This window comes from Pseudarthrobacter sp. PvP004 (genome assembly GCF_017876035.1).
Taxonomy (GTDB): Bacteria; Actinomycetota; Actinomycetes; order Actinomycetales; family Micrococcaceae; genus Arthrobacter; species Arthrobacter aurescens_A.
This window is the reverse complement of record NZ_JAGINL010000001.1, coordinates 3,949,097-3,974,877: the sequence shown is the minus strand read 5'-3', so window position 1 is coordinate 3,974,877 and position 25,781 is coordinate 3,949,097. Positions and strand designations below refer to the sequence as shown.

Below are 25,781 nucleotides of genomic sequence, written 5' to 3'. Positions count from 1 at the left end.
CTTACTCCCGCAACGCCCCAAACCCAGTAATCAGCGCCTCAAGCCCCAAGCTAAACGCAACATCCGTTGGCCGCGTGTGCTTCTCCGCAGCCAAGCGATCCACGGCAGCGGTGAAGTTGGGGACCTGCTCGGCGAGGCTGCCGGCGTCGAAGATGTCCTCCGGTGCGGTGACGTCGTACGCGGCGCCAAACACAAAGGCTTCCAAAGCGACGATCGCCGAGATGATTTTCTCCTCCGGGAACCCGGCGTCGCGGAAACCAGCGGTTACGGCCTCGTACATCGCCAAAGTCTTGGGCGCATTTGCCACGGGAAGCACTGCAATCACGGGGATCAGTGGCGTATGTTCCGAGAACACATCCCGGTAGGACCACGCCCAGCGACGCACGGCAACATCCCATGCCTCCACGCCGAACGCGGAGACATCCACCATCGCCGCCAAGTGGTCTTCCACCAGCAACAACACGTCATCCTTGGAGGCCACGTGGTTGTACAGGGCAGATGGCGCTACGCCGAGGGAGCGGGCAAGGGCGGCCATGGTGAGTCCGTCGTAACCCTTGCTGCTGATCAACTCGAGGGCCGCCGTCGTGATGCCGTCCTGGCCCAAAATTGCCGCGGTTGGTCGGCCGGCGCGGCGGCGTACAGAACCGGCCGGGAGGGCGGAAGGAGCGGGCGTTGGTGCGGGCATCGGAGGCCTTTCTGCTGCCTGTGTCCCCAGCATTATTCCATCGGGCCTTCACAGTAGGCGCCTCCAACGCTACTATGGAGATAAATGAATGGCATTCATTTATTGGTCAGCCACCACGGACGGCCACGGAGAGGACATCATGCAGAATCTTGATCGCGACGTTGTGATCGTCGGCGCCGGACCGTCAGGGCTGACGGCGGCACGGGAATTGAAGAAGGCCGGACTCAGCGTCGCAGTGCTCGAAGCACGCGACCGCGTGGGCGGCCGCACATGGACGGACACCATCGACGGTGCCATGCTGGAGATCGGCGGCCAGTGGGTTTCCCCGGACCAGACGGTCCTCATGGAGCTGCTGGACGAGCTCGGCCTGAAAATGTACTCGCGCTACCGTGACGGTGAATCCGTCTACATCGGCGCAGACGGCAAGCGCACCCAGTACACCGGTGACACCTTCCCGGTGAACGAGACCACCAAGGCCGAGATGGACAAGCTCGTGGCCATCCTGGATGAGCTTGCGGCAGAGATCGGCCCCACCGAGCCTTGGGCACACCCCAAGGCACGCGAGCTGGACACCATCTCCTTCCACCACTGGCTCCGCCAGAACTCCAACGACGAGGAAGCCTGCAACAACATCGGCCTCTTCATCGCCGGTGGCATGCTGACCAAGCCTGCACACGCCTTCTCCGCACTTCAGGCCGTCCTCATGGCCGCCTCCGCCGGCTCCTTCAGCCACTTGACGGACGAAGACTTCATCTTGGACAAGCGCGTCATCGGCGGCATGCAGCAGGTTTCGCTGCTGCAGGCAGCAGAGCTGGGCGACGACGTGGTCCTCAACAGCCCGGTTCGCACCATCAAGTGGGATGAGAACGGCGTGAGCGTCGTCTCTGAGCGGGCCACCGTCAATGCGCGGTTCGTGATCATGGCCGTTCCGCCGAACCTGTACTCCCGCGTCTCCTTCGACCCGCCGCTGCCGCGCCGCCAGCACCAGATGCACCAGCACCAGTCGCTGGGCCTGGTCATCAAGGTTCATGCTGTTTATGACACGCCGTTCTGGCGTGAAGAAGGACTGTCCGGCACCGGCTTCAGCGCCGGCGCACTGGTCCAGGAGGTCTACGACAACACCAACCACGGAGATTCCCGCGGCACTCTGGTTGGCTTCGTGTCCGACGAAAAGGCCGATGCCGTGTTCGAGCTCAGCGCCGAAGACCGCAAGAAGGCCATCCTGGAGTCGATCGCCGGCTTCCTGGGCGACAAGGCCCTCACCCCCGAGGTCTACTACGAGTCCGACTGGGGCTCCGAGGAATGGACCCGCGGCGCTTACGCTTCCAGCTACGACCTCGGTGGCCTGCACCGCTACGGCAAGGACCAGCACGCGAACGTCGGACCCATCTATTGGTCCTCGTCCGACCTCGCAGCCGAGGGCTACCAGCACGTGGATGGCGCGGTCCGCATGGGCCAGGCAACTGCCGCCCGAATCGTTGAGGCCAACAAGTTGGCTTCTGTACCTGTCGCCTGACGCGATCAGCACCACACCGGCAGGCTGGGGGAGCACCATTCCCCGGCCTGCCGGCTCCACTGTTTAAACAGCACCACAGGAAGGACCACCATGCGCTACGTAGTGGGGTACACCGCCAACGCGAGGGGGCACGACGCCGTTCACCTTGCCGTCGCGCTGGCCCGGAACCACGATGTCAGCCTGGACCTGGTCCTGGTGATCCCGGAAGATTCCCCGTTTAACGCGGTCTACCCGCCTGAGGCCGGCTACAACGACATCCTCAACGAACAGGCACAGCGCTGGCTGGACGAAGGCCTTGCGCTGGTTCCGGCTGACGTCACCGCCCGCGCCCACATACGCCGCGGTGACTCCGAAGCCCGGACGCTTATTGACGCTGCCGTGGAGATGGACGCGGCGGCCCTGGTTATCGGCGCAACCAACGATGGCCTGTTCAAGCGGTTCACCATTGGCTCCGTGGCGAGTTCGCTGCTCCACTCGTCTCCCGTTCCGGTCGCTTTGGCGCCCCACGGTTACCGGCGCACCGAGCCGATCACGCGCTTGAGCTGCGGTTTCGGGATGCGTCCGGGCGCTGATGAACTGCTCGACGTCGCTGTCGAGTCCGCGCGGGACCGTGGCCTTCCGTTGCGGCTCGTCTCCTTGTTGGCGCTCGACGGCGGTAACTCGCCTCAGCTGCTCGACGCGGCCTGGATGCATGCCGCCGACCGTCTTGCCGCCGTCGGAAGTTCTGTGGACGCGGACGGTTCTGCGGACGCGACCGCCGCCGGTTCCCTTCAAGGTGAGCCGGAGATCGTCGTGGCGCAAGGCCGGACGATCGAAGAGGCCGTTGACCGACTCGACTGGGAAGACGGCGAAATCCTGCTGATCGGTTCCAGCCGCCTGGCCCAGCAGCGGGCCACTTTCCTTGGCACCACCGCAAACCGGATCCTGCGTGCCCTCCCCGTTCCCATGATCGTGGTCCCCCGCGACTACACGCGACAAAGCTCCTAGCAATCGCCTGAGAGGCAAAACCCATGTCAACTGCACCAAAGACGGTCCAGTCGAAAGAGACGTCCCTGAGTGAAAAGGGACTGAAAGCCGGATCGGTGGGCCTGATCGGCGCCGTCGTGATCGGTGTTTCCTGCATCGCGCCCGCCTATACGCTCACCGCGGCCCTGGGCCCCACCGTGTCCGAGGTTGGTGTGCATCTGCCCGCCATCTTCCTGGTGGGATTCATCCCCATGCTGCTGGTGGCGCTCGGTTACCGCGAACTCAACAACGCAATGCCCGACGCCGGTACCTCCTTCACGTGGGCGACGCGCGCCTTTGGTCCGTGGATCGGTTGGATGGGTGGCTGGGGGCTGATCGCGGCCACGATCATCGTGTTGTCCAACCTTGCCGCCGTCGCCGTGGACTTTTTCTACCTGATGCTCGCGCAAATTTTCAGTAACCCGGAACTGGGCGAGCTCAGCAAGATCCTGCCGCTGAACATTGCAACGACCCTGGTGTTCATCGCCCTGGCCTGTTGGATTTCCTACCGGGGCATGGAGACCACCAAGGGCGTTCAGTATGTACTTGTGGCCTTCCAGTTGCTGGTCCTGGGCTGGTTCGCGGTTTCCGCGTTCGCGCACGTGGCAAACGGAACGGCCTTCGATGCCACCGCCATTTCGCCCGACTGGTTCAACCCCTTCGCCGTGGACTCGTTCTCACAATTCGCCGCGGGCGTGTCGCTCTCGATCTTCATTTATTGGGGCTGGGACGTCACGCTAACCATGAACGAAGAGACCAAGAACCCGGAGAAGACCCCAGGCCGTGCCGCGACCATCACCGTGCTGGTCATCGTGATCATCTACATGACGGTTGCCTTGGCGACGCTGTCCTTCGCGGGCGTTGGCGAGACCGGTCTGGGTGCCGGCAACCCCGAGAACCAGTCCAGTATCTTCGCCGTGCTTGCAGGTCCTGTGATGGGCCCGTTCGCGATCCTGATGTCGCTGGCCATCCTGAGCAGCTCGGCCGCATCCCTGCAGTCGACGTTCGTTTCACCCGCCCGCACCATGCTGGCCATGGGCCACTACCGCGCTATCTCTCCTCGCTTTGGCCGCATTAGTCCTACTTTCAAATCACCAAGCTTCGCCACCATTGCGGCTGCGATCGCTGCCGCCGGCTTCTACGTGATCACCCGGACGGTGTCCGAGAACGCGCTGTGGGACACCATCACGGCCTTGGGCATGATGATCTGCTTCTATTACGGCATCACCGCGCTGGCCTGCGTCTGGTTCTTCCGGGCCGAGGCTTTCCGAGGTGCCCGGGCGTTCTTCTTCAAGTTCCTCGCCCCGCTGGTGGGTGGCGTGATCCTGCTGGTCATGTTCGTGAAGACGGCCATGGACTCGATGGATCCTGAGTACGGCTCGGGTTCGTCCGTGGGAGGCGTGGGCCTGGTGTTCGTGCTGGGCATGGGCGTGATCCTGCTGGGCGTGGTGGTCATGCTGGTGATGTACCGGCTGCGGCCCGAGTTCTTCAAGGGCAAGGTTTTGTAGCTCTTCTACCTCGGCGCGGGTAGGGCGGGGACTCCTGCTGCCCGCTCCGCTGCGGCGAGGGCTTCAGCAAGGCGCTCGACGGCGGCACGGTAGTCGGTGCCGGCTGTCATCTTGCAGTATTCGGCCTCGCGCATGGCCCGCGTGAGCGCCGCCGTTTCCGCAGACCTCACATCCGTCATGGCTGGGAAATCGATGGTCTTCGCCGGATCGAGTTCGTAGCGACGCCACCGCTCCAGGATGCTCTCGTGGCGGGCAGCATCGTCCGGGAAGCCAGCACGACGCCGGGGCTCGGCTGCGTGGATCCGCTCCACTTTGCGGATGCTCACCACGGTTCCTGCCGCGGTGGCGATTCCGACGAAAACCATGATGAGTCCGGCCGGAGACCACTGCAGGGTGGGGACGAGGATGGCGGGTGCTATGACTACGAGCCCCCCGAAAACGTCCCAGAAGACGCCGTCCGGCTCAGGGCCGCGGCCATGGGTCAGTTTCCTGTGCAGGACATATGTGGTTGCTGCGGTTGCGAGAACCAGAGCTACACCCCACAGGAGCATCATGGCGGGCATCGAACCACCTCCAGGCGACATCACGCTGCTTTGAATTCAGTATGCGCTAGTGCCTGCGCGGGCGACACCTTCCACCGGACAATTCACCACCGCACGCGCAGGTGAATTGTCCGAATGAGGGTGATTGCTGCCCGGGCCCTGTCAGACCCGGGGCGTAGCCTAGGCACCATGAGACTGAAAATGTGCAGTATCCACGTCAAGGACCCCGCGGCCGCCCATGTCTTCTACACGGAGACCCTGGGTTTTGAGACCTTGATGGCTATGCCGGAGTACAACCTGTTCATCATCAAGGATCCCGGGGCTGACAACAGCAGTTCTCCCGGGCTGTTGCTGGAGCCCAGTGACAACCCCATCGCCTCGAACTACATGAACGCTTTGCATGAGTCCGGATTGGCCGCCATTACCTTCGGCGTGCCCGATGTCCAGGCTGAGTATGAGCGTTTGCTTGCCGCCGGCGTGAAGTTTCAAGGTGAACCGTCAGAGGATCCCTCCGGAGTCAGCGCAGTTTTCGACGACGGTTGCGGCAACTTCATTCAGCTCCATCAAGACTAGCTCGGCTTAAACAACTGTGGCCGGGACATCAAGTCCCGGCCACAGCTAGTGAAAGCTACGCGTGATCGCGCTTGGAAGTCTTCGGGGCGTCGCGCTTTGCGGCTGCGTTGTCCCTGGCTTCCTTGGTGGCCGCCTTCTTGGCAGCTTCATCCTTGACGCGCTGCGCCTCGGAGCGGACAGCAGCGTGCGTGGCGCGCTCGGTGACCAGCCACTGCGGCGGAGCCTGCAGCAGCTCGGTGATTTCCGCGGTCGTGAGTGCCTCCTCAACGCCGCCGCGGGCGAGGCCGCTGATGGAGATGTTGAGCTTGTGCGCGACTACCGGGCGCGGGTGCGGGCCGTTGCGGCGCAGTTCGGCGAGCCACTCCGGCGGGTTGGCCTGGAGTTCGGCGAATTCCTCGCGGGAGATGGACGAATCCTGGAACTCCTGGGGTGTTGCGGGCAGGTAGATGCCGAGTTTCTTGGCAACTGTTGCCGGCTTCATGGACTGGGAGTTCGAGGACGTCATGCTTCAAGGGTATCTGGCCGGTACTGTGAGTGTGTGCCAGACGCTGAAGATTCCGCCGAAACAACCGAACCCCTAGCCGGCCTCCGCTTCGCCTATGTTGCGGGTGTGACTCCTGGGAAATGGATCCGGCGGTGGGAAGAGCGGATGCCCAACTTCCCGTTGCACTCCTTCATGTCCGACGACGCCGCTCAGGTTTCGGTGTTGCGTGACGGTTCCGCGGACCTCAGTTTCGTCCGGTTGCCCGTAGACCGTGAAGGCCTCAACGTCATCCCCCTGTACGAAGAGCAGCCCGTGGTGGTCGCTCCGAAGGGGCACGAGATCTCGGTGTTTGAGGAAGTCGCGCTGGAAGACCTCGCCGAGGAGAACTTCCTGGATGTTGATGAGATGGGCGGGCCGGACATGGCCCTCCAGGTGGTCGCATCCGGTGCCGGTCTGGTGATCATGCCGATGTCCGTGGCACGTCACCTGAACGCCAAGGACACTGTAATGCGTCGCCTTACCGGTGCTCCCGGGACGCAGATCGGCCTTGCCTGGCTGCTTGGAACGGACAGTCCCGTGATCGAGGAGTTCATAGGGATCGTGCGTGGGCGGACAGCTCAGAGTTCACGCCAGCCTTCAGCCCAGCAGGAGAAGCCCAAGAAGGCGCCTAAGCCTGATCGTCGTGGTGGCGGCCCCAAGAAACCGGCAGTGGCGCAGCGATACGCCCCGAATCCGGACAAAGGCCGTGGCAAGGGTTCACGCAAGAAGGGCAAACGGTGACGCTCCTGCCCACTTAGCGGGTGGACGTGCCGGATTTTGCGGCCAGATCGCTGACTTTTTGCTCTTTCGCGTGAGGCAACCGGGGAGGAACGCGGCCTATTCCGGGCTTACTCGCCGTGGATGGCGGTTTGCTGCTGTTCAGAGCGGTTGAGGTAGGCCAGGAGCAGGTCCCCGGCGCGTTCCCGCTCGCCGGCTTCCAACGCTGAGCAGATCTGCTCATTTTCCTTCAGCCAATCGCTGTAGAAGTGGGCGTTCATGGTGGCCTTATGAAAGTAGAGCCGCATCTCGGCCAGGATCTGGGCCATGATCGTGTTCAGCCGGTTGCTCTCGGCCAAGGCAACTATTGCTCCATGAAAATGTTGGTTGGCGCTGCCCAATCCCTCATTATCGTTGGCGGCAGCGGCGCGCTTGCCCTCGTCGACGGCGGCCCTGACGGCGGCAATGCGTTCCGGCGAACCACCCGCTCGGATAGAGCTGACCTCGATTGCGCGACGAACTGTGTAGACGTCGTGGATGTCGCCTGCTTCTAGGGTGGCCACAAATACACCCTTATTTGGCTGACGCAGCAGTAGCCGCTCCCCGGCCAGCTCGGCGAAGGCTTCGCGGACCGTGTTCCTGGAGACGCCCAAATCCTCAGCGATGGTGGCTTCGGTGAGCTTGGCGCCTGGGACCAGGAAGCCCTCAGCAAGTTGGTAGCGCAGTTCTTCGGCGACCCTCTCCGCAACGGACGGGACCTTCATGCGTACCCGTGCCCGCGCGCTATCAAAGCCGGCGTGTTCGCTGGAATCCTGATCTGCACCGGCCATAACTCCAAAATTACACGATTACCCACAATTCGGATCGCTGGATTGTTGAACAATCCGGTGATTTGATGCATGCTGGATGTAACGCACATCACGAGGCAGGGATCACATCATGGCAATCATCGATTTGAACAGCGACGTCGGAGAGTCTTTCGGACGCTGGACACTCGGCGATGACGCAGCCATGTTCGAGTCCGTCTCCAGTGCCAACGTTGCGTGCGGATTCCATGCTGGCGACCCCAGCGTCATCCGCAGCACGTGCGAAAAGGCGGCCAAGGCCGGCGTCGTGATTGGCGCCCATGTTGGCTACCGCGACCTCGCTGGGTTCGGCCGCCGCTTCATGGACATCGATCCCATGGAACTGGCTGATGACGTGGTTTACCAGATCGGTGCGCTGCAAGCGTTGGCGGCCACCACGGGAGCCAGCGTCCAGTACGTGAAGCCGCATGGCGGACTCTACAACGCAATCGTGAAGCACACCGCCCAGGCGCGTGCCGTCGTCGACGCCGTGAAATCGGTTGACCCCAACCTCCCGATCCTCGGCCTTCCCGGTTCCGAAGTCCTGCGTCTTGCAGAGGAAGCCGGCCTCCGGGCTGTTTCCGAAGCGTTCGCAGACCGCGCCTACAACCCTGACGGCACGCTTGTCTCGCGCTCCCAGCCGGGCGCGGTTCTGCATGATCCCGCCGAAGTGGCCGAACACGTTCTTCGGATGGCTACCGAACAATCCGTCAAGACCGTTGACGGTTCCATCCTGAAAATCCGCGCAGAAAGCATCTGCGTGCATGGTGACTCACCGGGAGCCGTGGCAATGGCTACCGCTGTGAAGTCCGCTCTGGCCGACGCCGACGTCAGCATCGGCTCGTTCCTCTAGCCCGCCCCGGGCTCCCCGCACCATCCCTCATCCCCCCGGAGGACATCATGACCAGCACCAACAACGCAGCCAAGGCAGCGACAAGGAAGCCACCGCCCGGCGCCATCAAGGCGTACGTCGCCAGCCTCACCGGCACGTCGCTTGAGTACTACGACTTCGCCATCTACTCGGTGGCCTCGGCACTTGTTTTCCCCAAGATCTTTTTCCCGGGCAACGACGAATTCGTTGCGCTGCTGCTCTCTTTCTCAGCCTTCGCGGTTGGGTACCTGGCTCGACCCATCGGTGGCGTGATCTTCGGGCGCCTCGGTGACAAGATCGGCCGCAAGTACGTCCTGGTCTTCACGCTGGTCCTGATCGGTGTGGCCACGGTGCTCATCGGCGCGCTGCCCGACTACTCTGTGATCGGCGTAGCGGCACCCACTATTCTTGTGCTGCTGCGTCTGGCACAGGGTATTGGTGTTGGTGGCGAATGGGGTGGCGCAGTGCTGCTGTCCAGCGAATTCGGTGACCCCAACAAGCGCGGCTTCTGGTCCTCCGCGGCCCAGATCGGCCCGCCCGCCGGCAACCTCATGGCCAACGGTGTCCTGGCAATCCTTGCCGCTTCCCTCAGCGAAGAAGCATTCCTCTCCTGGGGCTGGCGCGTAGCCTTCCTTGCTTCCGCACTGCTGGTGGTCTTCGGCCTGATCATCCGACTCAAGCTCGAAGAAACCCCGGTCTTCAAGGCCATCCAGGCCCACGGCGACCGTCCCAAGGCTCCCATCAAGGAAGTCTTCACCACCCAGCCCAAGGCCTTGGTCGCCGCAGCACTTTCCCGCGTTTGCCCTGACATTCTCTACGCGCTGTTCACGGTGTTCGTAGCCGTCTACGCCACCAAGGAACTGGGCATGACCACAGGCAACGTCCTCTCCGCCATCTTGATTGGCTCTGCGTTCCAGCTCTTCCTGATCCCGCTGGCCGGCGCCCTGACGGACCGCTTCAACCGCCGGTGGGTCTACGGAATCGCCGCAGCGGCCACGGCAGCCTACATCCCGCTGTTCTTCCTCATGATCCAGGGCAAGTCCGTGGCCATGCTCACCATTGGCACCGTGATCGGCTTGGCCCTCCACGCCTTCATGTACGGTCCTCAGGCGGCCTTCATCACCGAACAGTTCCCCGCCCGGCTCCGGTACGCCGGCAGCTCGCTGGCCTACACCCTGGCCGGTGTGATCGGTGGAGCAGTTGCACCCATCATCTTCACCGCTCTTTACGGTGCAGCTGGCGGTGGCTGGTACCTGATCGCCGGTTACATCCTTCTGGCGGCCATCATCACAATCGTGGGCATGCTCCTCGGCCGTGACCCCAAGCCGGAAGAAGACGTCCGTTTGATGCAGGGGACGCACGCTCAGCCGGCGGCCTAACTAAAGATGGAAACCGTGATGCAAACCACCACCGCTAAAAGGGTCCGCTCTGTCAGACCCGTCGGCACCCGTGCGGTGCTGGCCGAGCTGGACGGACTGCAGGACGTCCTCGCCCTGCAGGACATGCTCTATAAGTCACCGCTTCCGGGTCAGGTGGACGTACTTGCCGCCGCAGAAACGGTCATGGTGGTGGGCGAGTCCGCAGCGGCAACCCGCACCATCGGCGCGCGGCTCATGGAGTTGGAACTGACGGCGCCGGAGGTCACTGACTCCGGACTGGTGGTCATAGATACCGTGTACGACGGCGACGACCTCGCCGATGTCGCGGAGCTCACCGGGCTCAGCACGGAGGGCGTCGTTGCCGCGCACACCGGTCAGATCTGGACCGTAGCCTTCGCTGGCTTCGCGCCCGGCTTCGGCTACATGGTGGGCGAAAACGAGGCCCTCACGGTTCCACGGCGCTCTTCCCCAAGGACTGCCGTTCCCGCTGGATCGGTGGCCCTCGGTGGTCAGTATTCTGCCGTCTACCCGCGCCGTTCCCCGGGTGGATGGCAGCTGATCGGCCGGACCGGCGCACGGATGTGGGACCTGAACCGATCGCAGCCAGCCCTCGTAAGGCCGGGCGATCGTGTGCAGTATCGGGCAGTCCGGGAAGTCGTGACCACCAGTGACACTCCGGCGCGCGAACCCGAAAAGGAGCGCCACACTGAGTCCGGACTGAGGATTCTCAATCCGGGCGCGCAGAGCCTGATTCAGGATCTCGGCCGGCGAGGTTTTGGTCCGTTGGGCGTGTCTGCTGCGGGAGCCCTGGACAGGGCCTCGTTGCGGCGGGCCAACCGGCTGGTCGGGAACGCTTCCTCAGCCGCGGCCATCGAATCCGTCAATGGCGGGCTCACGGTGGAAGCTGTGGGTGATCAGGTGATTGCCGTGACCGGTGCGCCGACGACGCTGACTATCGAGTCGCCGTCGTGGGTTGGGTCTGACGACGACGACGGCGGCGCCCGGCCGGGTGCGAGGCGGACCGTTCCCATGGCCGCACCTTTCGCATTGCTCGACGGCGAAGTCCTCACCCTGGGCGCTCCGGAATCGGGGTTCCGAAACTACGTGGCGATCCGTGGCGGAGTGGATGCCCCGGAGGTCTTGGGCAGCAGATCCGCGGACACGATGTCAGGGATCGGGCCCGCACCGCTGGCCATCAGGCAGGTCCTCGCCACCGGCGAGCAAACTGCGTCCACGGCTGTTGGCGCCTCCGAATTGCAGCCGGACTTCCCTGGCGCGGGTGTCACAGTGCTGGACGTTGTCCCCGGGCCGCGCGCCGACTGGTTCGACCAAGAAGCCCTCGATTCCCTCTGCAACCAGGAATGGCTTGTCACGCCCCAGTCCAACCGCGTGGGCATGCGCCTGGACGGCAAGCCGCTGGAGAGAACACGGGAAGGTGAGCTTCCCAGTGAAGGCACCATGGCTGGCGCCCTCCAGATCCCGCCCGCGGGACTGCCCGTCCTCTTCTTGGCGGACCACCCCATCACCGGCGGATATCCCGTGATCGGCGTGGTGCGGGACGAACACTTGGATAGAGCTGCACAGGTTCCCATTGGCGGAAGAATCCGCTTCCGGCTGGTTCCGGATTCCGCAGACTTCACCACGACTACTACCAAGACCCCAGAGAAGTGAGTATTTGATGCGCAAGGTCCTGATCGCGAACCGTGGCGAAATCGCTGTCCGTGTCGCCCGAGCCTGTGACGACGCCGGCATCCAGTCAGTCGCCGTCTACGCAGACATCGATGCCGATGCCATGCACGTTGGCGCTGCTGACGAAGCCTTCAGCCTGGGCGGCAATTCGCCGGCTGACACCTACTTGAACATTGAAAAGCTGCTGGCCGTTGCGGAGCAGTCCGGCGCGGATTCCGTCCATCCCGGATACGGCTTCTTGTCCGAGAACGCGGACTTTGCACAAGCAGTCCTCGACGCCGGACTCGAGTGGATCGGTCCCTCACCGGAGTCGATTCGCCAGTTGGGCAACAAGATCACGGCCCGCGAGATCGCTGTCAGGGCCGGTGCCCCGTTGGTTGCAGGTAGTGACGGACCGGTGTCCTCTGCTGCGGAAGCCCGGGCCTTCGCGGAGGAACACGGTCTTCCGCTGGCTATTAAGGCTGCATTTGGGGGCGGTGGCCGTGGGCTGAAGGTGGTTCGCGAGCTCGCTGAAGTGGAAGAAGCGTTCGACTCTGCAGTCCGTGAGGCCGTGGCTGCCTTCGGCCGTGGCGAGTGCTTCGTGGAGCAGTACTTGGACCGGCCGCGGCACGTCGAGGCACAGGTCATCGCGGACAAGCTGGGCAACGTCATTGTGGTGGGCACCCGCGACTGCTCACTCCAACGTCGCCACCAAAAGCTCGTGGAAGAAGCCCCCGCCCCCTTCCTGAGCGATACGCAGCGGCAAAAGATCTACGAGGGCTCCAAAGCAATCATCCGTGAAGCCGGCTATTACGGCGCCGGGACCGTGGAGTTCCTGGTTTCGGCGGACGGAGCCGTGGCGTTCCTTGAAGTCAACACACGACTTCAGGTGGAGCACCCCATCACGGAGGAAACTGCCGGGATTGACCTGGTGCAGGAGCAGTTCCGGATCGCTGCAGGTTTGCCGCTGAGCATTTCGGAAGACCCGACTCCTAGAGGGCACTCGTTCGAGTTCCGCATCAACGCCGAAGACGTAGGCCGCGGCTTCCTGCCGTCCCCGGGAACAGTGGCTTCTTTTGAGGCGCCCACTGGTCCCGGCATCCGCATCGACACAGGCGTACGGTCCGGCTCATTCGTGGCACCGCAGTTCGACTCCTTGCTTGCCAAGCTGATAGTCACTGGAGCCGACCGACAGCAAGCCCTTCGCCGTGCGCGCCGTGCCCTCGCAGAAATCAAGATCACCGGCCTGGCTACAGTTCTGCCGTTCCACCGCGCGGTTCTGGAGTCCGACGACTTCACGTCAGTGGCTGGCCTGCGCGTACACACGCGCTGGATAGAGACCGACTTCGCGGACCAGATCCCCGTGGATCCTGACTACAACGTCATTGCCCCGAGCGGAGAACGCAGGACCATCACGGTGGATGTCGACGGCAAACGGCTCGCAGTGGGGCTTCCCGCAGACCTGCTGGACGGCTGGGCACGCTCCGGCCACGGGCTCCCGGCCACGGCGGACGTTACGGGACTGCCCGGATCCTCGGACAGCACTGACTCGCCCGCCGAATCCGCCTTGGTCTCCAGCATGGCCGGCACGGTGGTGAAGTGGCTCGTGGAGCCCGGTACTGCGGTAGCTGCCGGGGACCCTTTGGTGGTTCTTGAAGCCATGAAGATGGAAACCCAGGTCCCGGCACACCGTACGGGCACACTCTCCGAGGTGTTGTCGGCTCCCGGTGGAGTGGTGACTGCGGGTGCAGTGCTGGCCCACATCGAGTAGTTAGGACGTAACGGCCACACCCAGCACGCTGTCCAGGAGGCTGTTGGAGAACTTCCCCGTGGGGTCGTTGGCCTGGACTAGAGCACGGAAGTCCTCGAAGCGCGGGTAGAGCGCCGCGAAGTCGTACTCGCCGGGTGTGAAGAGCTTGCCCCAATGCGGGCGGGCGCCAAAAGGCCTTAGTGCTGTTTCAAGCTCGGGGAGTATTGCTTCTACCTCGGCCTGCAGCGGCTTCCACGTGAAGTGGAGTGCCACGCTTTGCTGCTGGTAGAACGGGCTAAGCCAGAACTCGTCGGCGGCCACAGTGCGAATCTCGGAGACGAACAGCAGCGGCGCGAACTTATGGGCGAGTTCCCGTACAGCCCGCAGCGCGGCGGGTGCCTGTTCCAGGGGAAGGAGAAACTCGCTTTGCAGTTCCTCGCCGTTGCTCGGGGTGAATTCGTGGCGGAAATGCGGCAACCGGTCCAGCCACTTGCCGGCGACGTCCAGTTGCTCGGTGCAGTTCTCGGCTGACATGTCCGGCAAGGGATGCAGGGCCGCCGTCGCAGCCGTTGCCCCAAAGAGGTCGGTCAGCGGAGCCTCGGAGTCCAGGGCTTTGAACCACACCTGCGGGATGGTGTCGCCGGTGTAGTCGGTGAAGAAGCTAACGCTGTAAGCGCTGGAAGCGATGGCCTCAAAGTTTGACAGCGCTCCTTCCCAGGAAAGTCCGGTGAGCACACGCTGCCGGACGTCATAGCTCGGCCGGACCGCGAGTTCCAGCCCTGTGACGATGCCCAGAGCGCCCATTCCCACCACGTTGGCGAGGAATTCGTCGTCGTCCGCCGTGAGGGTCACCAGCTCGCCTGAGGCGCGCACCAGGTCAACACTGACGACGGCGGCAGCCAAGGAGGGGTTGTTGACGCCACTGCCGTGCGTCCCGGTTTGGATGGCGCCGGCCACTGAGATGTGCGGAAGGGACGCGAGGTTGTGAATGGCGTAGCCCTGCTCCTCGAGCGCGCGGCCCAGGGCTCCGTAACTGATGCCACCACTGACTTTGACGGTATTCTTCGCGGTGTCCAGCGCGACTTCCTGGGGCAGGGCGTCCAGCAGGATGTGTGTGCCGTCGGTGTCGGCGACCGTGTTGAAGGAGTGCCGGGAACCGAGTGCTTTGATCCGCGACGCGTTGGCTACGAGTTCCTGCAGCTCCTCCACCGACGTGGGACTGTGGACGTCCGCAGACGAGTACTCAAGGTTTCCTGCCCAGTTCTTCATCGAATCATCTTCCCGCTCTGATACTTATTGGCTCCCGCAATTGTTAACGTTCACAACTAATTGCGTCAAGGGGTGTCCACGCCGTTGCGGCTAGAGTTCAAGAAACCCGCCGTCTATCAGGAGCTGCACGTGAGCAAGGGATCCAAGCCCACCATTAGGGACGTAGCTATGGCGGCGGAGGTTTCGCTGACCACCGTGTCCTATGTGCTCTCCGGCCGGCACGGCGGCACTACCCGGATCAGTCAGCCCACGCAGGACCGGGTCCTGGCAGCGGTCAAGGAACTGGGGTACGTGCCCAATCAAGCCGCTCGTGGCATGCGTCGGGGCAAGACGGACGTTGTGGCGGTGGCTATCGGCAACCTTGAATGGCCGTGGGACCGTGCCCTCGCCACAGCCGCAGCAAGGATCCTTCCCGAGCGTGGCTACCAGCCGGTGATCCTCTTGGGTGATGACTGGCGGAAGTTCATGATGTCCGGCGGCGCGGATGGCGTCATCATCGGCTACTTTCCAGAAGCCAAGTCCGAGGACGAAACCGTCACGGAATTAGCACGCCGTGGCGTCGCCCAGGTGGTGATCTCGGGAACCATGAAGCCCGCGGGTTTCGATGTCCTTGCTCCCGAAGCCGATGCCGGGCTCGCCGAGTGCATGGAGTTCCTCACCGCATCCCACCGCAGGATCGCCTGCATTCGAAGAGCGGACCCGGCCGGCAGGCCCAAGAGCCGGTTCGCCGCTTACGCAGCCGGACTGGAGAGGGCGGGCATCGCGCTGGATGAGTCTTTGGTCAGGACGTCGCACCACCGTCCGGCCACGGCGTATCAGTCGGCCCTTGAGTTGCTCCAGCTACCGGACAGGCCAACTGCCATCTTGTGCACCGACGACATGGAAGCCCTGCAGACCATCCGTGCCGCCTATCGCCTCGGCCTCCGCGTCCCCGAGGACGTCCAGATTGTGGGCGTCGGAAACTCTACCGAGGGCCAGGACTACGATCCCGCCCTGACAACGGTGGGACCTGAACCGATCTTTGAGCAGGTAGTCCGGATGTTGCTCGATCGCTTGGCGGGAATTACGCCTGCCGAGGGCATTCGGGTAGCGTCGCCGTGGAAGTTGCACCGCCGCGGCACCACGCAGGGATAGCTAGTCCTTCAGCGGACGGCGAGCCAGCCAAGCAGCCACGATTGCGCCCGAGATGTTGTGCCACAGCGAGAATACGGCCGATGGCAGCGCGGCCAACGGACTGAAGTGCGCAGTAGCCAGCGTCGCGGCCAAGCCGGAGTTCTGCATGCCGACTTCGAATGCGAGGGCGCGGCGCGCCTTGTCGTCCAGGCGGCCGAGCTTGCCGGCGAGGTAGCCGAGGCCCAGGCCGAAACCGTTGTGGAGGACCACTGCCAGGAACACGATGGCGCCTGCGGCAACGATCTTGCTGGCGCTTCCCGCCACAACAATGGCCACGATCAACGAAATCACGACGGCGGATGCCCACGGAAGTGCCGGAAGCACCTTTGCGACGAGCTTCGAGAGGAACAGCCGGGCCAGGAGGCCTGCGATCACCGGCAGCAGCACGGTCTTCACGATGTCCATCACCATGGCGCCGGCATCAATGTGCAGGAAAGATCCGGCCAGGAAGAGCGTCAGGGCAGGGGTCACGATGGGCGCGATCAGTGTGGAGACTGAGGCCACGGCTACAGAGAGCGCAACGTCGCCCTTGGCAAGGAAGGCCATGACGTTGGAGGCGGTGCCGGAAGGTGCGCAGCCAACGAGGATCAGGCCGACAGCCAGTTCGGGCGGCAACTGCAAAAGGACGGCAATAAGCCAGCCAGCGCCGGGCATGATCACGTAGTGCGCCACGATGCCGAGCGCTACAGCCCAGGGGCGGCGGGCCACCGAGGCAAAGTCCGGAGGGGTCAGGGTGAGTCCCATGCAGAACATGATGACGCCCAGCAGATAAGGAACCGCGACGCCCATGGGCTTGAACAGATCAGGAATCAGGAAGCCCAGCACGCCGGCTACCACCACGAGAAGCGGGAACACTGTGACGGCGATACGCGCGATCTTGGCTTCAGCGGCAAGGGCGGCGTTCACGGGCGCAGCGGGTTCTTCGGTTTTCGACGGGGTATTGGTTGCCTCAAGCATTCATCCATGCTCACATCTGCCCCGTAGCCCCCACTAATTCTTTACTTGCAGGGGAGCGTATATGTCAGATGACCGCTCTTTACCACCCAAATGCTACTTAGTTGGGCTAGGAGTTGAGCTTGCCGGCCAAGCGCTCACGCATACGGACGCTGGCCTCGTTGAGCCCAATGAACTCCACTTCCCGGCCGTGATTCCGGTACTTCTCAGTCACCGAATCCAGCACGGCCACCGTTGAGGCGTCCCAGATGTGCGAACCGTGCAGATCGATGATCACCCGATCTATGCCGTCGGAGGAATCCTTCGCGTAATCGAATTGCGTGTACAGATCATTGGACGAAGCGAAGAACAGCTCGCCGTCCACCGTGTACGTCGCAACCCTTTCACCGTTGAGTTCCAGCTCGGTCCGCTCCACGGTTGCGAAATGGGCCACCCGCCGCGCGAACAGCACCATTGCGGTCACGACGCCGACGCCGACACCCACCGCCAGATTGTGCGTCGCCACCACCGCGGCAACAGTGATGAGCATGACCGCGGTTTCGGACTTCGGCAGGCGCTTGAGTGTAGAAGGCCGGATGGAGTGCCAGTCGAAAGTAATCAGCGAAACGAAGATCATCACAGCCACCAACGCCGCCATGGGGATCATGCCCACAACATCGCCCAGGACCACCACCAGGATCAGCAGGAACACACCGGCCAGGAACGTTGAGAGGCGGCTCCGGGCTCCCGAGCCCTTGACGTTGATCATGGTCTGTCCGATCACCGCGCAACCACCCAGGCCGCCAAGGAAACCTGTGACGATGTTGGCGGCACCTTGACCCCACGAGACCCGCGTCTTGTTGGAACGGGTGTCCGTGATGTCGTCCACGAGCTTGGCAGTCATCAACGATTCCAGAAGGCCCACCAGCGCCATGGACAAGGCAAACGGTGCAATGATCTGGAACGTCTCCAGGTTCAGGGGCACGTTGGGCAGGAAGAATCCGGGCAGGCTGTCCGGGAGTTCGCCCTTATCGCTGACGGTGGGAACGTCGACGTTCCCCAAAACAGTGACCAGCGTGATGGCTACGATCGCTACCAAAGGTGCAGGAATTGCTGTGGTGATGCGGGGCAGCCCGAACACGATCACCAAACCCACCACCACGATCGGATAGACCATCCAGGGCACGTCAAAGAGCTCGGGCATCTGGGACATGAACACCAGAATTGCCAAGGCGTTCACGAATCCGATCATCACGGACCGCGGGATGAAACGCATCAGTTTGGTGACGCCAAGGACAGCAAGGATGATCTGGAAAACGCCCGCCAGGATGATAGTGGCAATCAGGTAGTCAAGCCCATGTTCTTTCATCACCGGAGCGATCACCAGGGCTACGGCACCGGTGGCCGCAGAGATCATGGCCGGGCGACCACCCACAATGGCAGTGACCACGCCCATGGTGAAGGACGCGAACAGCCCGATGCGCGGATCAACGCCCGCAATCACTGAGAACGCGATGGCCTCGGGGATCAATGCCAGAGCCACTACGAGTCCCGCAAGGGACTCCGTCAGGAGCCGGCGGGGCGAGCGAAAGGTCGCCCGCAGTGACATGAGTTGCTCGGGAGTCATGGGTCCTTACAGTGCAGTTGTCTTAGAGCGCTGTCTGGCGGTAGCGCTCAATCTGCTTTAGACGCCGCTGGAGGCTGTCGCGCCGCGGGTGCGGGACGACGTCGGGCGCCTCAGCGGTGAGATCAATGTGTTCGGTTCCGTACTGCCACAGCAGGAGGTCATCCAGGAGGCGGTCGGGGCCGGGGGAGTAACGGTGGTCCAATGCCTTGCGGACCTCGGTGATTCGGTTGGCGCTGAGCAGGCCGGCTAGCTCCACGGTCTTGGTGAGTCCGTGGGCGGCGAGCAGCTCGGCAGCCCATCCCCAGTCGTCATCAACTTTACGGTCAACGTGCGGCAGGAGCGTACGCCAAACGTCGCGGACCCGGTTTGGCGTCAGGGGCATGCCTCCATCGCCTTCGAGATCCCAGTAGCCGCGGACTTCCTCATAACGCTCGTGAAGATCGGCGAAGGCGCTCTCAACGGTTTCCAACATGGCGGCAGTGGCCGTGAACTGGCGGTCGAAATGTGGTGTCCAAGCGCGCGGATCTTCGGCCTTGAAACGGATGTCGTGCTCGATCTCGCTCCAAGCGTGTGCGAACACCGTGCGGATCTGGCACTCGAAGAAGTAGCTGCCGTTGGCGGGCATGTCCGGATTGAAGACGTGCTGGTACTCCTTCACGGCCTCGTTCTGGATGGTCCGCAGGATGAGGTGCCGGCTGGAGTATCCGTACGTTCCGGACTCGATGGAGCCGATGTCCTTCTCACGGTCGCCGCGGCAATCGAAGAGCTGACGCTGCCGCTTGATGATGTTGGCTACCGCTGCGTTCTCAGCCGGCAGCTTGGTGATGACACGGATGCCCACCATGTCGTTCAACGTGCGGAACGGGTCCGGGAACTTGAGTACACGCGGCCCGCCGGGCTCCAACGGATCATCCGTGCGGGAAATCTTTTCGCGGAACGACTCAACGGTTTTGGTCCGCCCCGTGACAAACAACGGAGTGACCTCAGCGTCGTTCAGCATGTCCCTCAGAGTGAGCAGCACATCCCGTGTGACCCGCTTCAATGCAGGGCGAACACGCTCGTAGAGCGCCACATTCGCATCCACTGCGTCGCGCTGGGCCTGGTCCAGGCTGTCCCAATTGCTTGCCATGCCCCCAGCTTACGGGGCGGGTCCGACACTCAACCGAGCCACTCGCCGTCGGGGTGCCTAGCCAAACTTCCGAATCGTCACGATAGGCTCAGTACAAAGGAGGGCGCAATGTTGCGGCACAAGTACAGCTACGGCGAACACCCCAGTCAGTGGGGCGAACTCTTCATACCTGAACCGAGCAACGGAAACCATCGCGGCGCATCAGCTGTGGCCGGTGGAATCGCCGTTGTGATCCATGGCGGCTACTGGCGGTCACAGTACGGCGCTGAGCTTGGCGAGCCCCTTGCGCGCGATCTCGCCGCGCATGGCATCACCGCCTGGAACCTCGAGTACCGGAGGGCCGGAAACGGCGGTGGTTGGCCTCATACCTTCGAGGACATCCTGGCCGGCATCGACCATCTGTCCGAAATCGCCGGCCAGCACGACCTTCAGCTCGGCAAGGTGGTGGCACTGGGCCACTCGGCCGGCGGCCACTTGGCTGTTTGGGCCGCAGGCCGGCAGCGGCTTTCTGAAATCGGAACACCCGACGCCGACCGCCAACTCCAGCGCGGGCCGGAGGATAACGCCGTGCACCTGACGGGCGTCGTCAGCCAGTCCGGCCTCCTGAACCTCGCCGCCGCCGAGAAACTGAACCTCAGCAACGGCGCGGTCTGCAACCTCATGGGTGGGGACTCCGGTAGATACCCCAAACGGCATAAATACGCCGACCCCATGAGTTCCTTGCCCATCGACGTCCCCGTATATGCCGTGCACGCCACAGAAGACGAGGATGTTCCTGCGAGTCAGTCCGAAGCTTATGTCGCGGCTGCAACGGCAGCAGGCAGTGCGGCCCAGTTGTTGCGCGTCCCGGGTGACCACTTCGACCTCATCGACCCCAAGGCCGTGGCGTATAAGAAGTGCCGAGAGCTGGTGCAACGGCTGCTCTCGTAACCTGTGGTTCGTGGGGGCCGGCTCTGGCAGAGTGGTCCCATGCTGACAGTCATTGGTGAAGCCCTGGTCGACGTCGTTCAACGCTCCTCGGGAATCGAGGCGCATGTGGGCGGGAGCCCGCTCAACGTTGCCGTCGGTTTGGCGCGGCTGGATCACCCGGTGCAGTTCATCGGCCGCTACGGCAGGGACGCCTATGGTGATTCCGTTGCTGCGCACTTGCGCTCGAGTTCCGTGATGGTTCCGCTTCCGCCGGACGAGAAGCCAACCAGCGTGGCCACCGCGCAGATCGACGACGACGGCGCCGCCACCTACGCTTTCGACCTCGCTTGGGAGCTGCCCGGGCTCGCCGGACGGTTGCCGCTCATGCTGCAAGGCTCCACCCTGCTGCACACAGGATCCATTGCCACCTTCCTGGAGCCAGGCGCCGCGGAGGTGCTTGCCGCCGTCGAGCATGCCCACCCGAGCAGCACCATCAGCTTCGACCCCAACTGCCGTCCCAGCATTATTACGGACGTTGAGTACGCGCGGACGCAAGCCGAGCGCTTTGTGGTGCTGTCCGACGTCGTGAAGGCTTCTGACGAGGACCTCGAGTGGCTGTATCCCGGTGTTGATCCGACGGAATCCGCGCGTCGGTGGCTGTCTTTGGGCGGCGAAGAAGGTCCGGCGTTGGTGGTGGTGACTCGGGGTTCACGCGGGCCGTGGGGCGTCACAAGGGCAGGCGAAACCCAGGTTCCCGCACCGTCCGTGAACGTGGTGGACACCGTGGGAGCAGGGGATTCCTTCATGGCCGGGCTGTTGTCTGCGATTGTGGATCACGGCCTGGATGGCGCGCAGAACCGCGGCGACCTCAGGGCGATGCCCGCAGAAACGCTGGCCGCCATCATGGACCATGCAACACGGGCGGCCGCCGTAACCGTGTCGCGGGCAGGCGCCAATCCGCCCACCCGGGCCGAGCTCAACCATGGTGTGGCCTAAGCGGAGCGCAGGCGCTTAACCTGCCCCGTGTCCGGCAGCCACTTCCTCACCGACCTTCACAGGACCCGGGGGAGTGCCTTCCCCGAATGGGCTGCCACCGAGCGATTCCCGTCCGTGAGGAGTGAGCCAGCCCGATAGATCCGGACCGGCGGGGACGATCTGCGTGGGATTGATGTCCTCGTGGACGATGTAGTAGTGCTGTTTGATCTGCACAAAGTCAGTGGTGTCCCCGAACCCGGGTGTCTGGAACAGGTCCCGGGCATAACCCCACAGTGCCGGCATCTCGCTGAGTTTGTTGCGATTGCACTTGAAGTGTCCGTGATAGACGGCGTCGAAGCGTGCCAGGGTGGTGAAGAGCCGCACGTCTGCTTCCGTGATGGAGTCACCCACCAGGTACCGCTGGCCTGAGAGCCGTTCCTCGAGCCAGTCCAACGCGTTCCACAAGCGGGTGTAAGCGGCATCGTAGGCTTCCTGGGAGCCTGCGAAGCCACACCTGTAAACGCCGTTGTTGACCTCGGTGAAGACGCGTTTGTTGACCTGGTCGATCTCCTCCCGCAGGTGCTCCGGGTACAGCTGCGGAGCGCCGGGACGGTGAAACTCTGTCCACTCAGTGGAGAAGTCCAGCGTGATCTGGGGGAAGTTGTTGGTCACTACTGCGCCGCTGGCAATGTCCACTACGGCCGGAACGGTGATCCCGCGCGGGTAGTCGGGGAAGCGGCGGAAGTACGCTTCCTGCAGCCGTTCAATGCCCAAGACGGGATCTTTGCCCTCCGGGTCCACATCAAAAGTCCAGGATCGGGCATCGTGGGTGGGGCCGGGCTGGCCGAGGCTGATGACATCCTCAAGTCCCAGGAGCCTACGGACGATGACGGTCCGGTTGGCCCAGGGGCAGGCCCGCGCCGCAATCAGCCGATACCGGCCGGGTTCCACTGGCCAACCCGGTTCGCCGTTGGGTCCTGAAGCGCCGTCGCGGGTGATGCGGTCCTCGATGTAGTTGGTATCCCGGTTGAACTCGTTTCCGGTGACGTACGCGCCGCGTGTGCTGTGCTCTTCGCTTATGGTTTTGTCACTCATCAGCCCAGCCTATTCTCCGGTTTTGGGAATGTGCACGGTCAGCGAAGGGGGATTAGGCCACGCTGAGCCCACGTAGACTGACATGATGCGGCTCGTAGCAAGCGATATTGACGGCACCATCCTCGGTCACGACGGAAAAATCAGTGACCGGACCATCAAGGCATTCCAGGCGTGCCGCGACGCAGGGGTGGAACTCGTCTTCGTCACGGGTCGTCCGCCGCGCTGGCTGTACCCGCTCCAGGAGCAGCTGGGTCACAGCGGGATCGTGATCTGTTCCAACGGTGCCGTGGTGTGGGATCTCGAAACCGAGAAGGCCCTGTCCTCGTGTGTCTTGGACGCAGAATCCGTCTTTGAGGCCCGTCGCATCATCAAGTCCATCCGGCCTGACGCCCTGTTCGCTGTCGAAACCCTCACAGGTTTCCAGCTGGAGCCGGGCTTCATCGAGAACGAAACCAGCGAACTGCTCGCGGAGTTCACCCCCAAACCGCTGGCCGAGACGCTCACGGCGGATGACGCCGTCGTAAAGTTCCTGGCGATCACCCGGGAAGGCACCCCGGACGAGTTCCTTGCCGAGGTGCAGCCCGCCGTAGCCCACCTTGTGTCCACCACACACTCAGCGCCGCGGACGGCGATGCTGGAGATGTCCGTTCCGGGCATTAACAAGGCCGTCACACTCGCCCAGTACGCCGAGTCGCTGGGGATCGAAGCCGCCGACGTTGTGGCGTTCGGGGACATGCCCAATGACATCGAGATGCTGCGCTGGGCCGGGCACGGTTACGCGATGGCCAGTGGACATCCTGAAGCCATCCTCGCCGCCGGGCAGCAGGCGCCGCACTTCGACGACGACGGCGTAGCTCAGATTCTCGAGGCAAAGCTGACTGAGCAGCGGGTCTAGTTCCGTCCGACGCGGGGAATCCAGCAGCGTACTGAATCACGGTAGTGCCGGAACTCGGCTCCAAACCGGCTTTCGAGGTCTGCTTCTTCGAGCGGCCGGACAGCATAGTTCCACAGCAGCGAGCCGATCGCCGCGTATGCGACCACGAGCCATGAGCCCAGAATCAGGCCAACCGCAACGCCTTGGGAAATGCCCGCCACCGCCATCGGGTTCCGAACCCACCGGTAAGGTCCGGCGATAACCAGGCGGTTGGGCATGGCGGAGGGCAGAGGGGTGCCGCCTCCGGCAGAGGACATGGTCACCGCGGACGCGATACCGAGGCAACTGGCCAGCACCAGCACCACCAGGCCGGCTGGCGCTGCGGTGGAGGGAAGAGCCAGCGAAACGGCCCACCTTTGCTCGAACCAGCAGATGACTGACGGAAGCACAACCAGGAAGAGTCCCCAAAAGAGGGCCAATTGACCCATAGTTGCCGCTACGTTAGCCGCAGCGCCGCGGAGGGTGGGTGCCGGACGGAACGCGAATGGCCCCCGCACGATCAACTCCGTGGGGACACGGCCCTCCACCACAAGGAACAGCGCAATGGTTGAACAAGCGGCCGCAGCCAGCATGATCAGGACGCCCCACCCGGCTTCGGTACTGAATGTTGCGTAGGTGGCGAGGGCGACCGCAACGAGGCCGGTCCAGCTGGTAGCCACCATCGCGCCGGCCCGCACCCCGAAGGCGGCCCAAGCGGAAGCGACGACGAACAGCGGAACATCAAAGGCCGCCACAAGAACGGGGTCCAGACTGCCGAGAGTGGCCGTCCGAATGGCCGGTGACAGGAAAACTCCCACCCACCACGCCAGCCCGGCCACGGCTTGGACAGCGAAGTAGATCCGGCCCCACCCTTGCGCCCGCGAAGCGGTAGGAGCCTCGCGATTCACGGGTGCCGCACGCCCTCTCCTGCCAGCAACGCGCGGTAGCCCTCCTTGTAAGTGGGAAAGGTGAATTCGAAACCGGTCGCCCTAATCCGCGCATTTGAACAGCGCTTATCGCCGGGGCCGGCGTCGGACGCGCCGCCAGGTTCCGCCGTCGGGGGTTCCGGGCATCCCATCTCAGAGGCGAGGAAGCGCATGACGTCGCCCATTTCCGCCGCGTGATCATCAACGCCAACGTAGACGGGATCAGGAGTCGGTTCCATGGTGGTGAGGTGGACGATCATGGCCGCGGCGTCGTCCCGATGGACGCGGTTGGTGTGCCGGGGTTGGGCGGGAATGACGGCTTGGCCGGTCCGGACCTGGTCGATCAGCCGGGTGCGACCAGGGCCGTAAATACCGCCGAGCCTTAGGGAGATGGGCTGTGTGGCCGTGCCGCGAGTCCGGGAGAACAACAGCTCCTCAGCCTCCACCAAGACTTTCCCGCTGAACCGTGTGGGCTCCGTGGGTGTTGATTCGTCCACAACAGCTCCGCCGGAATCCTTGTACACAGCCGTTGAGGAGACGAAGAGGATCCGCTGCGGCTCAATGGATTGCCGTTCCAGCGCATCCAGGACGTTCTTTACACCGTTCAGATAGGCCGCGCGGTACGCCTCTTCGGTGGAAGCGTCGGCCGCGACAGCCACCACCACGATGTCCACATCCGCGGGTAATTCCGGCACATGCTTGGAGAGGTCCGCGAAGACACCCCGGATCCCGGACGGCAGCTTCTCAGGGGACCTGCGAAGGCCCACAACGTCATGGCCAGCGGCTGCGAAGCGCAGTCCGGCTTCGGTTCCAAGGTCGCCGCAGCCGGCAATCAACACAGTCATGCCCCTAGTTTGTCAGTACCGCAGTGTCATCCAGTTCCCAGCCTCCATACAACCGGCGTTCACGTTGCGCCCGTAGGCTTCCAGCCAAGGACCCGTTCGCATCGTGTCTTACAAGTCGGATTTGCAGGGGGAAACATGGCCAAGCGCAGGATCAACAACGTCAATACCGCGCCAATGCGTCGCATCGAACCGGATCACCACTGGCGGTCGCTTCGCCAAGGAGACCGGGTCAAGGTCACGCTGACGCCCGGCTTCGAATCGGCCGGAGTGGTGGACGCCGTTACTGGCGATGCCACCGCGGTGTGGGTGGAGCTCGACGGCGGTCGCGGCCGGACGCTGGTGCATGTCAGCGACGGCGTGGCGATCGTTCCGCAATCGACGGCGGTCCTCCCGCAGGAGAGCTAA

At 63.4% G+C, this 25,781-nt stretch carries 25 protein-coding genes; 14 read left to right on the top strand and 11 right to left on the bottom strand.

What is annotated here, in order from left to right; translation table 11 throughout:
• Window position 1: 1 nt before the first annotated feature.
• On the bottom strand, window positions 2-718 hold the full coding sequence (locus J3A64_RS18040; protein WP_014920299.1) for a TetR/AcrR family transcriptional regulator: 717 nt from the start codon (window positions 716-718) through the stop codon (window positions 2-4).
• A 55-nt stretch (window positions 719-773) separates the two neighbouring features.
• Here J3A64_RS18040 and J3A64_RS18035 point away from each other — a divergent pair, with 55 nt between their 5' ends.
• The 3 genes from J3A64_RS18035 (at window position 774) to J3A64_RS18025 (ending at window position 4,714) form a co-directional block, all read left to right on the top strand.
• Complete coding sequence (locus J3A64_RS18035; RefSeq protein WP_081589106.1) at window positions 774-2,201, top strand: NAD(P)/FAD-dependent oxidoreductase; 1,428 nt, start codon at window positions 774-776, stop codon at window positions 2,199-2,201.
• 90 nt (window positions 2,202-2,291) lie between these two features.
• On the top strand, window positions 2,292-3,188 hold the full coding sequence (locus J3A64_RS18030; RefSeq protein ID WP_210065210.1) for a universal stress protein: 897 nt from the start codon (window positions 2,292-2,294) through the stop codon (window positions 3,186-3,188).
• 23 nt (window positions 3,189-3,211) lie between these two features.
• Window positions 3,212-4,714 (top strand): APC family permease, encoded by a 1,503-nt coding sequence (locus J3A64_RS18025; protein WP_011772823.1) that lies wholly within the window; start codon window positions 3,212-3,214, stop codon window positions 4,712-4,714.
• 5 nt (window positions 4,715-4,719) lie between these two features.
• On the opposite strand, the gene J3A64_RS18020 is transcribed toward J3A64_RS18025, so the two are convergent.
• Window positions 4,720-5,277, bottom strand: coding sequence for a hypothetical protein (locus J3A64_RS18020; RefSeq protein WP_210065209.1), 558 nt, complete (start codon window positions 5,275-5,277; stop codon window positions 4,720-4,722).
• Window positions 5,278-5,445: 168 nt separating this feature from the next.
• Between J3A64_RS18020 and J3A64_RS18015 the strand changes: the two genes are divergently transcribed.
• Window positions 5,446-5,829 (top strand): VOC family protein, encoded by a 384-nt coding sequence (locus J3A64_RS18015; protein WP_043805646.1) that lies wholly within the window; start codon window positions 5,446-5,448, stop codon window positions 5,827-5,829.
• 55 nt (window positions 5,830-5,884) lie between these two features.
• Here J3A64_RS18015 and J3A64_RS18010 read toward each other — a convergent pair whose 3' ends face one another.
• Window positions 5,885-6,334, bottom strand: coding sequence for a DUF5997 family protein (locus J3A64_RS18010; protein WP_014920304.1), 450 nt, complete (start codon window positions 6,332-6,334; stop codon window positions 5,885-5,887).
• Between the two features lie 33 nt (window positions 6,335-6,367).
• On the opposite strand from J3A64_RS18010, the gene J3A64_RS18005 reads away from it, so the two are divergent.
• Window positions 6,368-7,093, top strand: a complete 726-nt coding sequence (locus tag J3A64_RS18005) for a LysR family transcriptional regulator substrate-binding protein (RefSeq protein ID WP_043469560.1) — start codon at window positions 6,368-6,370, stop codon at window positions 7,091-7,093.
• Window positions 7,094-7,200: 107 nt separating this feature from the next.
• Here the strand turns inward: J3A64_RS18005 and J3A64_RS18000 are convergent, their stop codons facing one another.
• Entirely contained in the window at window positions 7,201-7,899 is a 699-nt protein-coding gene (locus tag J3A64_RS18000; protein WP_014920306.1) for a GntR family transcriptional regulator, read from the bottom strand.
• A gap of 109 nt (window positions 7,900-8,008) precedes the next feature.
• Between J3A64_RS18000 and J3A64_RS17995 the strand changes: the two genes are divergently transcribed.
• From J3A64_RS17995 to J3A64_RS17980, 4 genes are read left to right on the top strand one after another with little or no spacing between them, the layout of a single operon-like run.
• On the top strand, window positions 8,009-8,767 hold the full coding sequence (locus tag J3A64_RS17995; RefSeq protein ID WP_081589107.1) for a LamB/YcsF family protein: 759 nt from the start codon (window positions 8,009-8,011) through the stop codon (window positions 8,765-8,767).
• Between the two features lie 47 nt (window positions 8,768-8,814).
• Complete coding sequence (locus J3A64_RS17990) at window positions 8,815-10,164, top strand: MFS transporter (protein ID WP_014920307.1); 1,350 nt, start codon at window positions 8,815-8,817, stop codon at window positions 10,162-10,164.
• A 6-nt stretch (window positions 10,165-10,170) separates the two neighbouring features.
• Complete coding sequence (locus J3A64_RS17985; protein ID WP_210065205.1) at window positions 10,171-11,835, top strand: 5-oxoprolinase/urea amidolyase family protein; 1,665 nt, start codon at window positions 10,171-10,173, stop codon at window positions 11,833-11,835.
• Between the two features lie 7 nt (window positions 11,836-11,842).
• Window positions 11,843-13,603, top strand: a complete 1,761-nt coding sequence (locus J3A64_RS17980; protein ID WP_011772832.1) for a biotin carboxylase N-terminal domain-containing protein — start codon at window positions 11,843-11,845, stop codon at window positions 13,601-13,603.
• Here J3A64_RS17980 and J3A64_RS17975 read toward each other — a convergent pair whose 3' ends face one another.
• Window positions 13,604-14,851: a D-arabinono-1,4-lactone oxidase gene (locus J3A64_RS17975; protein WP_210065204.1), complete on the bottom strand. Its 1,248-nt coding sequence runs from the start codon at window positions 14,849-14,851 to the stop codon at window positions 13,604-13,606.
• Between the two features lie 129 nt (window positions 14,852-14,980).
• Between J3A64_RS17975 and J3A64_RS17970 the strand changes: the two genes are divergently transcribed.
• Window positions 14,981-15,985 carry a LacI family DNA-binding transcriptional regulator gene (locus tag J3A64_RS17970; protein ID WP_210065202.1) on the top strand — a complete coding sequence of 335 codons (1,005 nt, stop codon included), beginning with the start codon at window positions 14,981-14,983 and terminating at the stop codon, window positions 15,983-15,985.
• On the opposite strand, the gene J3A64_RS17965 is transcribed toward J3A64_RS17970, so the two are convergent.
• From J3A64_RS17965 to J3A64_RS17955, 3 genes are all read right to left on the bottom strand, one after another.
• Window positions 15,986-16,981, bottom strand: coding sequence for a bile acid:sodium symporter family protein (locus J3A64_RS17965; protein ID WP_210065200.1), 996 nt, complete (start codon window positions 16,979-16,981; stop codon window positions 15,986-15,988).
• A gap of 106 nt (window positions 16,982-17,087) precedes the next feature.
• On the bottom strand, window positions 17,088-18,584 hold the full coding sequence (locus tag J3A64_RS17960; protein WP_011772836.1) for a SulP family inorganic anion transporter: 1,497 nt from the start codon (window positions 18,582-18,584) through the stop codon (window positions 17,088-17,090).
• A 22-nt stretch (window positions 18,585-18,606) separates the two neighbouring features.
• Complete coding sequence (locus J3A64_RS17955) at window positions 18,607-19,713, bottom strand: GTP pyrophosphokinase family protein (protein ID WP_011772837.1); 1,107 nt, start codon at window positions 19,711-19,713, stop codon at window positions 18,607-18,609.
• A gap of 108 nt (window positions 19,714-19,821) precedes the next feature.
• Here J3A64_RS17955 and J3A64_RS17950 point away from each other — a divergent pair, with 108 nt between their 5' ends.
• Window positions 19,822-20,643 (top strand): alpha/beta hydrolase, encoded by an 822-nt coding sequence (locus tag J3A64_RS17950; protein ID WP_011772838.1) that lies wholly within the window; start codon window positions 19,822-19,824, stop codon window positions 20,641-20,643.
• Window positions 20,644-20,682: 39 nt separating this feature from the next.
• Entirely contained in the window at window positions 20,683-21,618 is a 936-nt protein-coding gene (locus J3A64_RS17945) for a carbohydrate kinase (protein ID WP_011772839.1), read from the top strand.
• 15 nt (window positions 21,619-21,633) lie between these two features.
• Here the strand turns inward: J3A64_RS17945 and J3A64_RS17940 are convergent, their stop codons facing one another.
• Window positions 21,634-22,692, bottom strand: coding sequence for a glutathione S-transferase family protein (locus J3A64_RS17940; RefSeq protein ID WP_210065198.1), 1,059 nt, complete (start codon window positions 22,690-22,692; stop codon window positions 21,634-21,636).
• Window positions 22,693-22,777: 85 nt separating this feature from the next.
• Here J3A64_RS17940 and J3A64_RS17935 point away from each other — a divergent pair, with 85 nt between their 5' ends.
• Window positions 22,778-23,587, top strand: coding sequence for an HAD family hydrolase (locus J3A64_RS17935; RefSeq protein ID WP_187329940.1), 810 nt, complete (start codon window positions 22,778-22,780; stop codon window positions 23,585-23,587).
• Here the strand turns inward: J3A64_RS17935 and J3A64_RS17930 are convergent.
• On the bottom strand, window positions 23,584-24,513 hold the full coding sequence (locus J3A64_RS17930) for an isoprenylcysteine carboxylmethyltransferase family protein (RefSeq protein ID WP_210065196.1): 930 nt from the start codon (window positions 24,511-24,513) through the stop codon (window positions 23,584-23,586). The genes J3A64_RS17935 and J3A64_RS17930 overlap by 4 nt on opposite strands.
• Window positions 24,510-25,376 carry an SDR family oxidoreductase gene (locus J3A64_RS17925; protein ID WP_210065194.1) on the bottom strand — a complete coding sequence of 289 codons (867 nt, stop codon included), beginning with the start codon at window positions 25,374-25,376 and terminating at the stop codon, window positions 24,510-24,512. Before J3A64_RS17925 ends, J3A64_RS17930 begins: the two co-directional genes overlap by 4 nt.
• Before the next feature lie 135 nt (window positions 25,377-25,511).
• Between J3A64_RS17925 and J3A64_RS17920 the strand changes: the two genes are divergently transcribed.
• Complete coding sequence (locus tag J3A64_RS17920; RefSeq protein ID WP_014920316.1) at window positions 25,512-25,781, top strand: hypothetical protein; 270 nt, start codon at window positions 25,512-25,514, stop codon at window positions 25,779-25,781.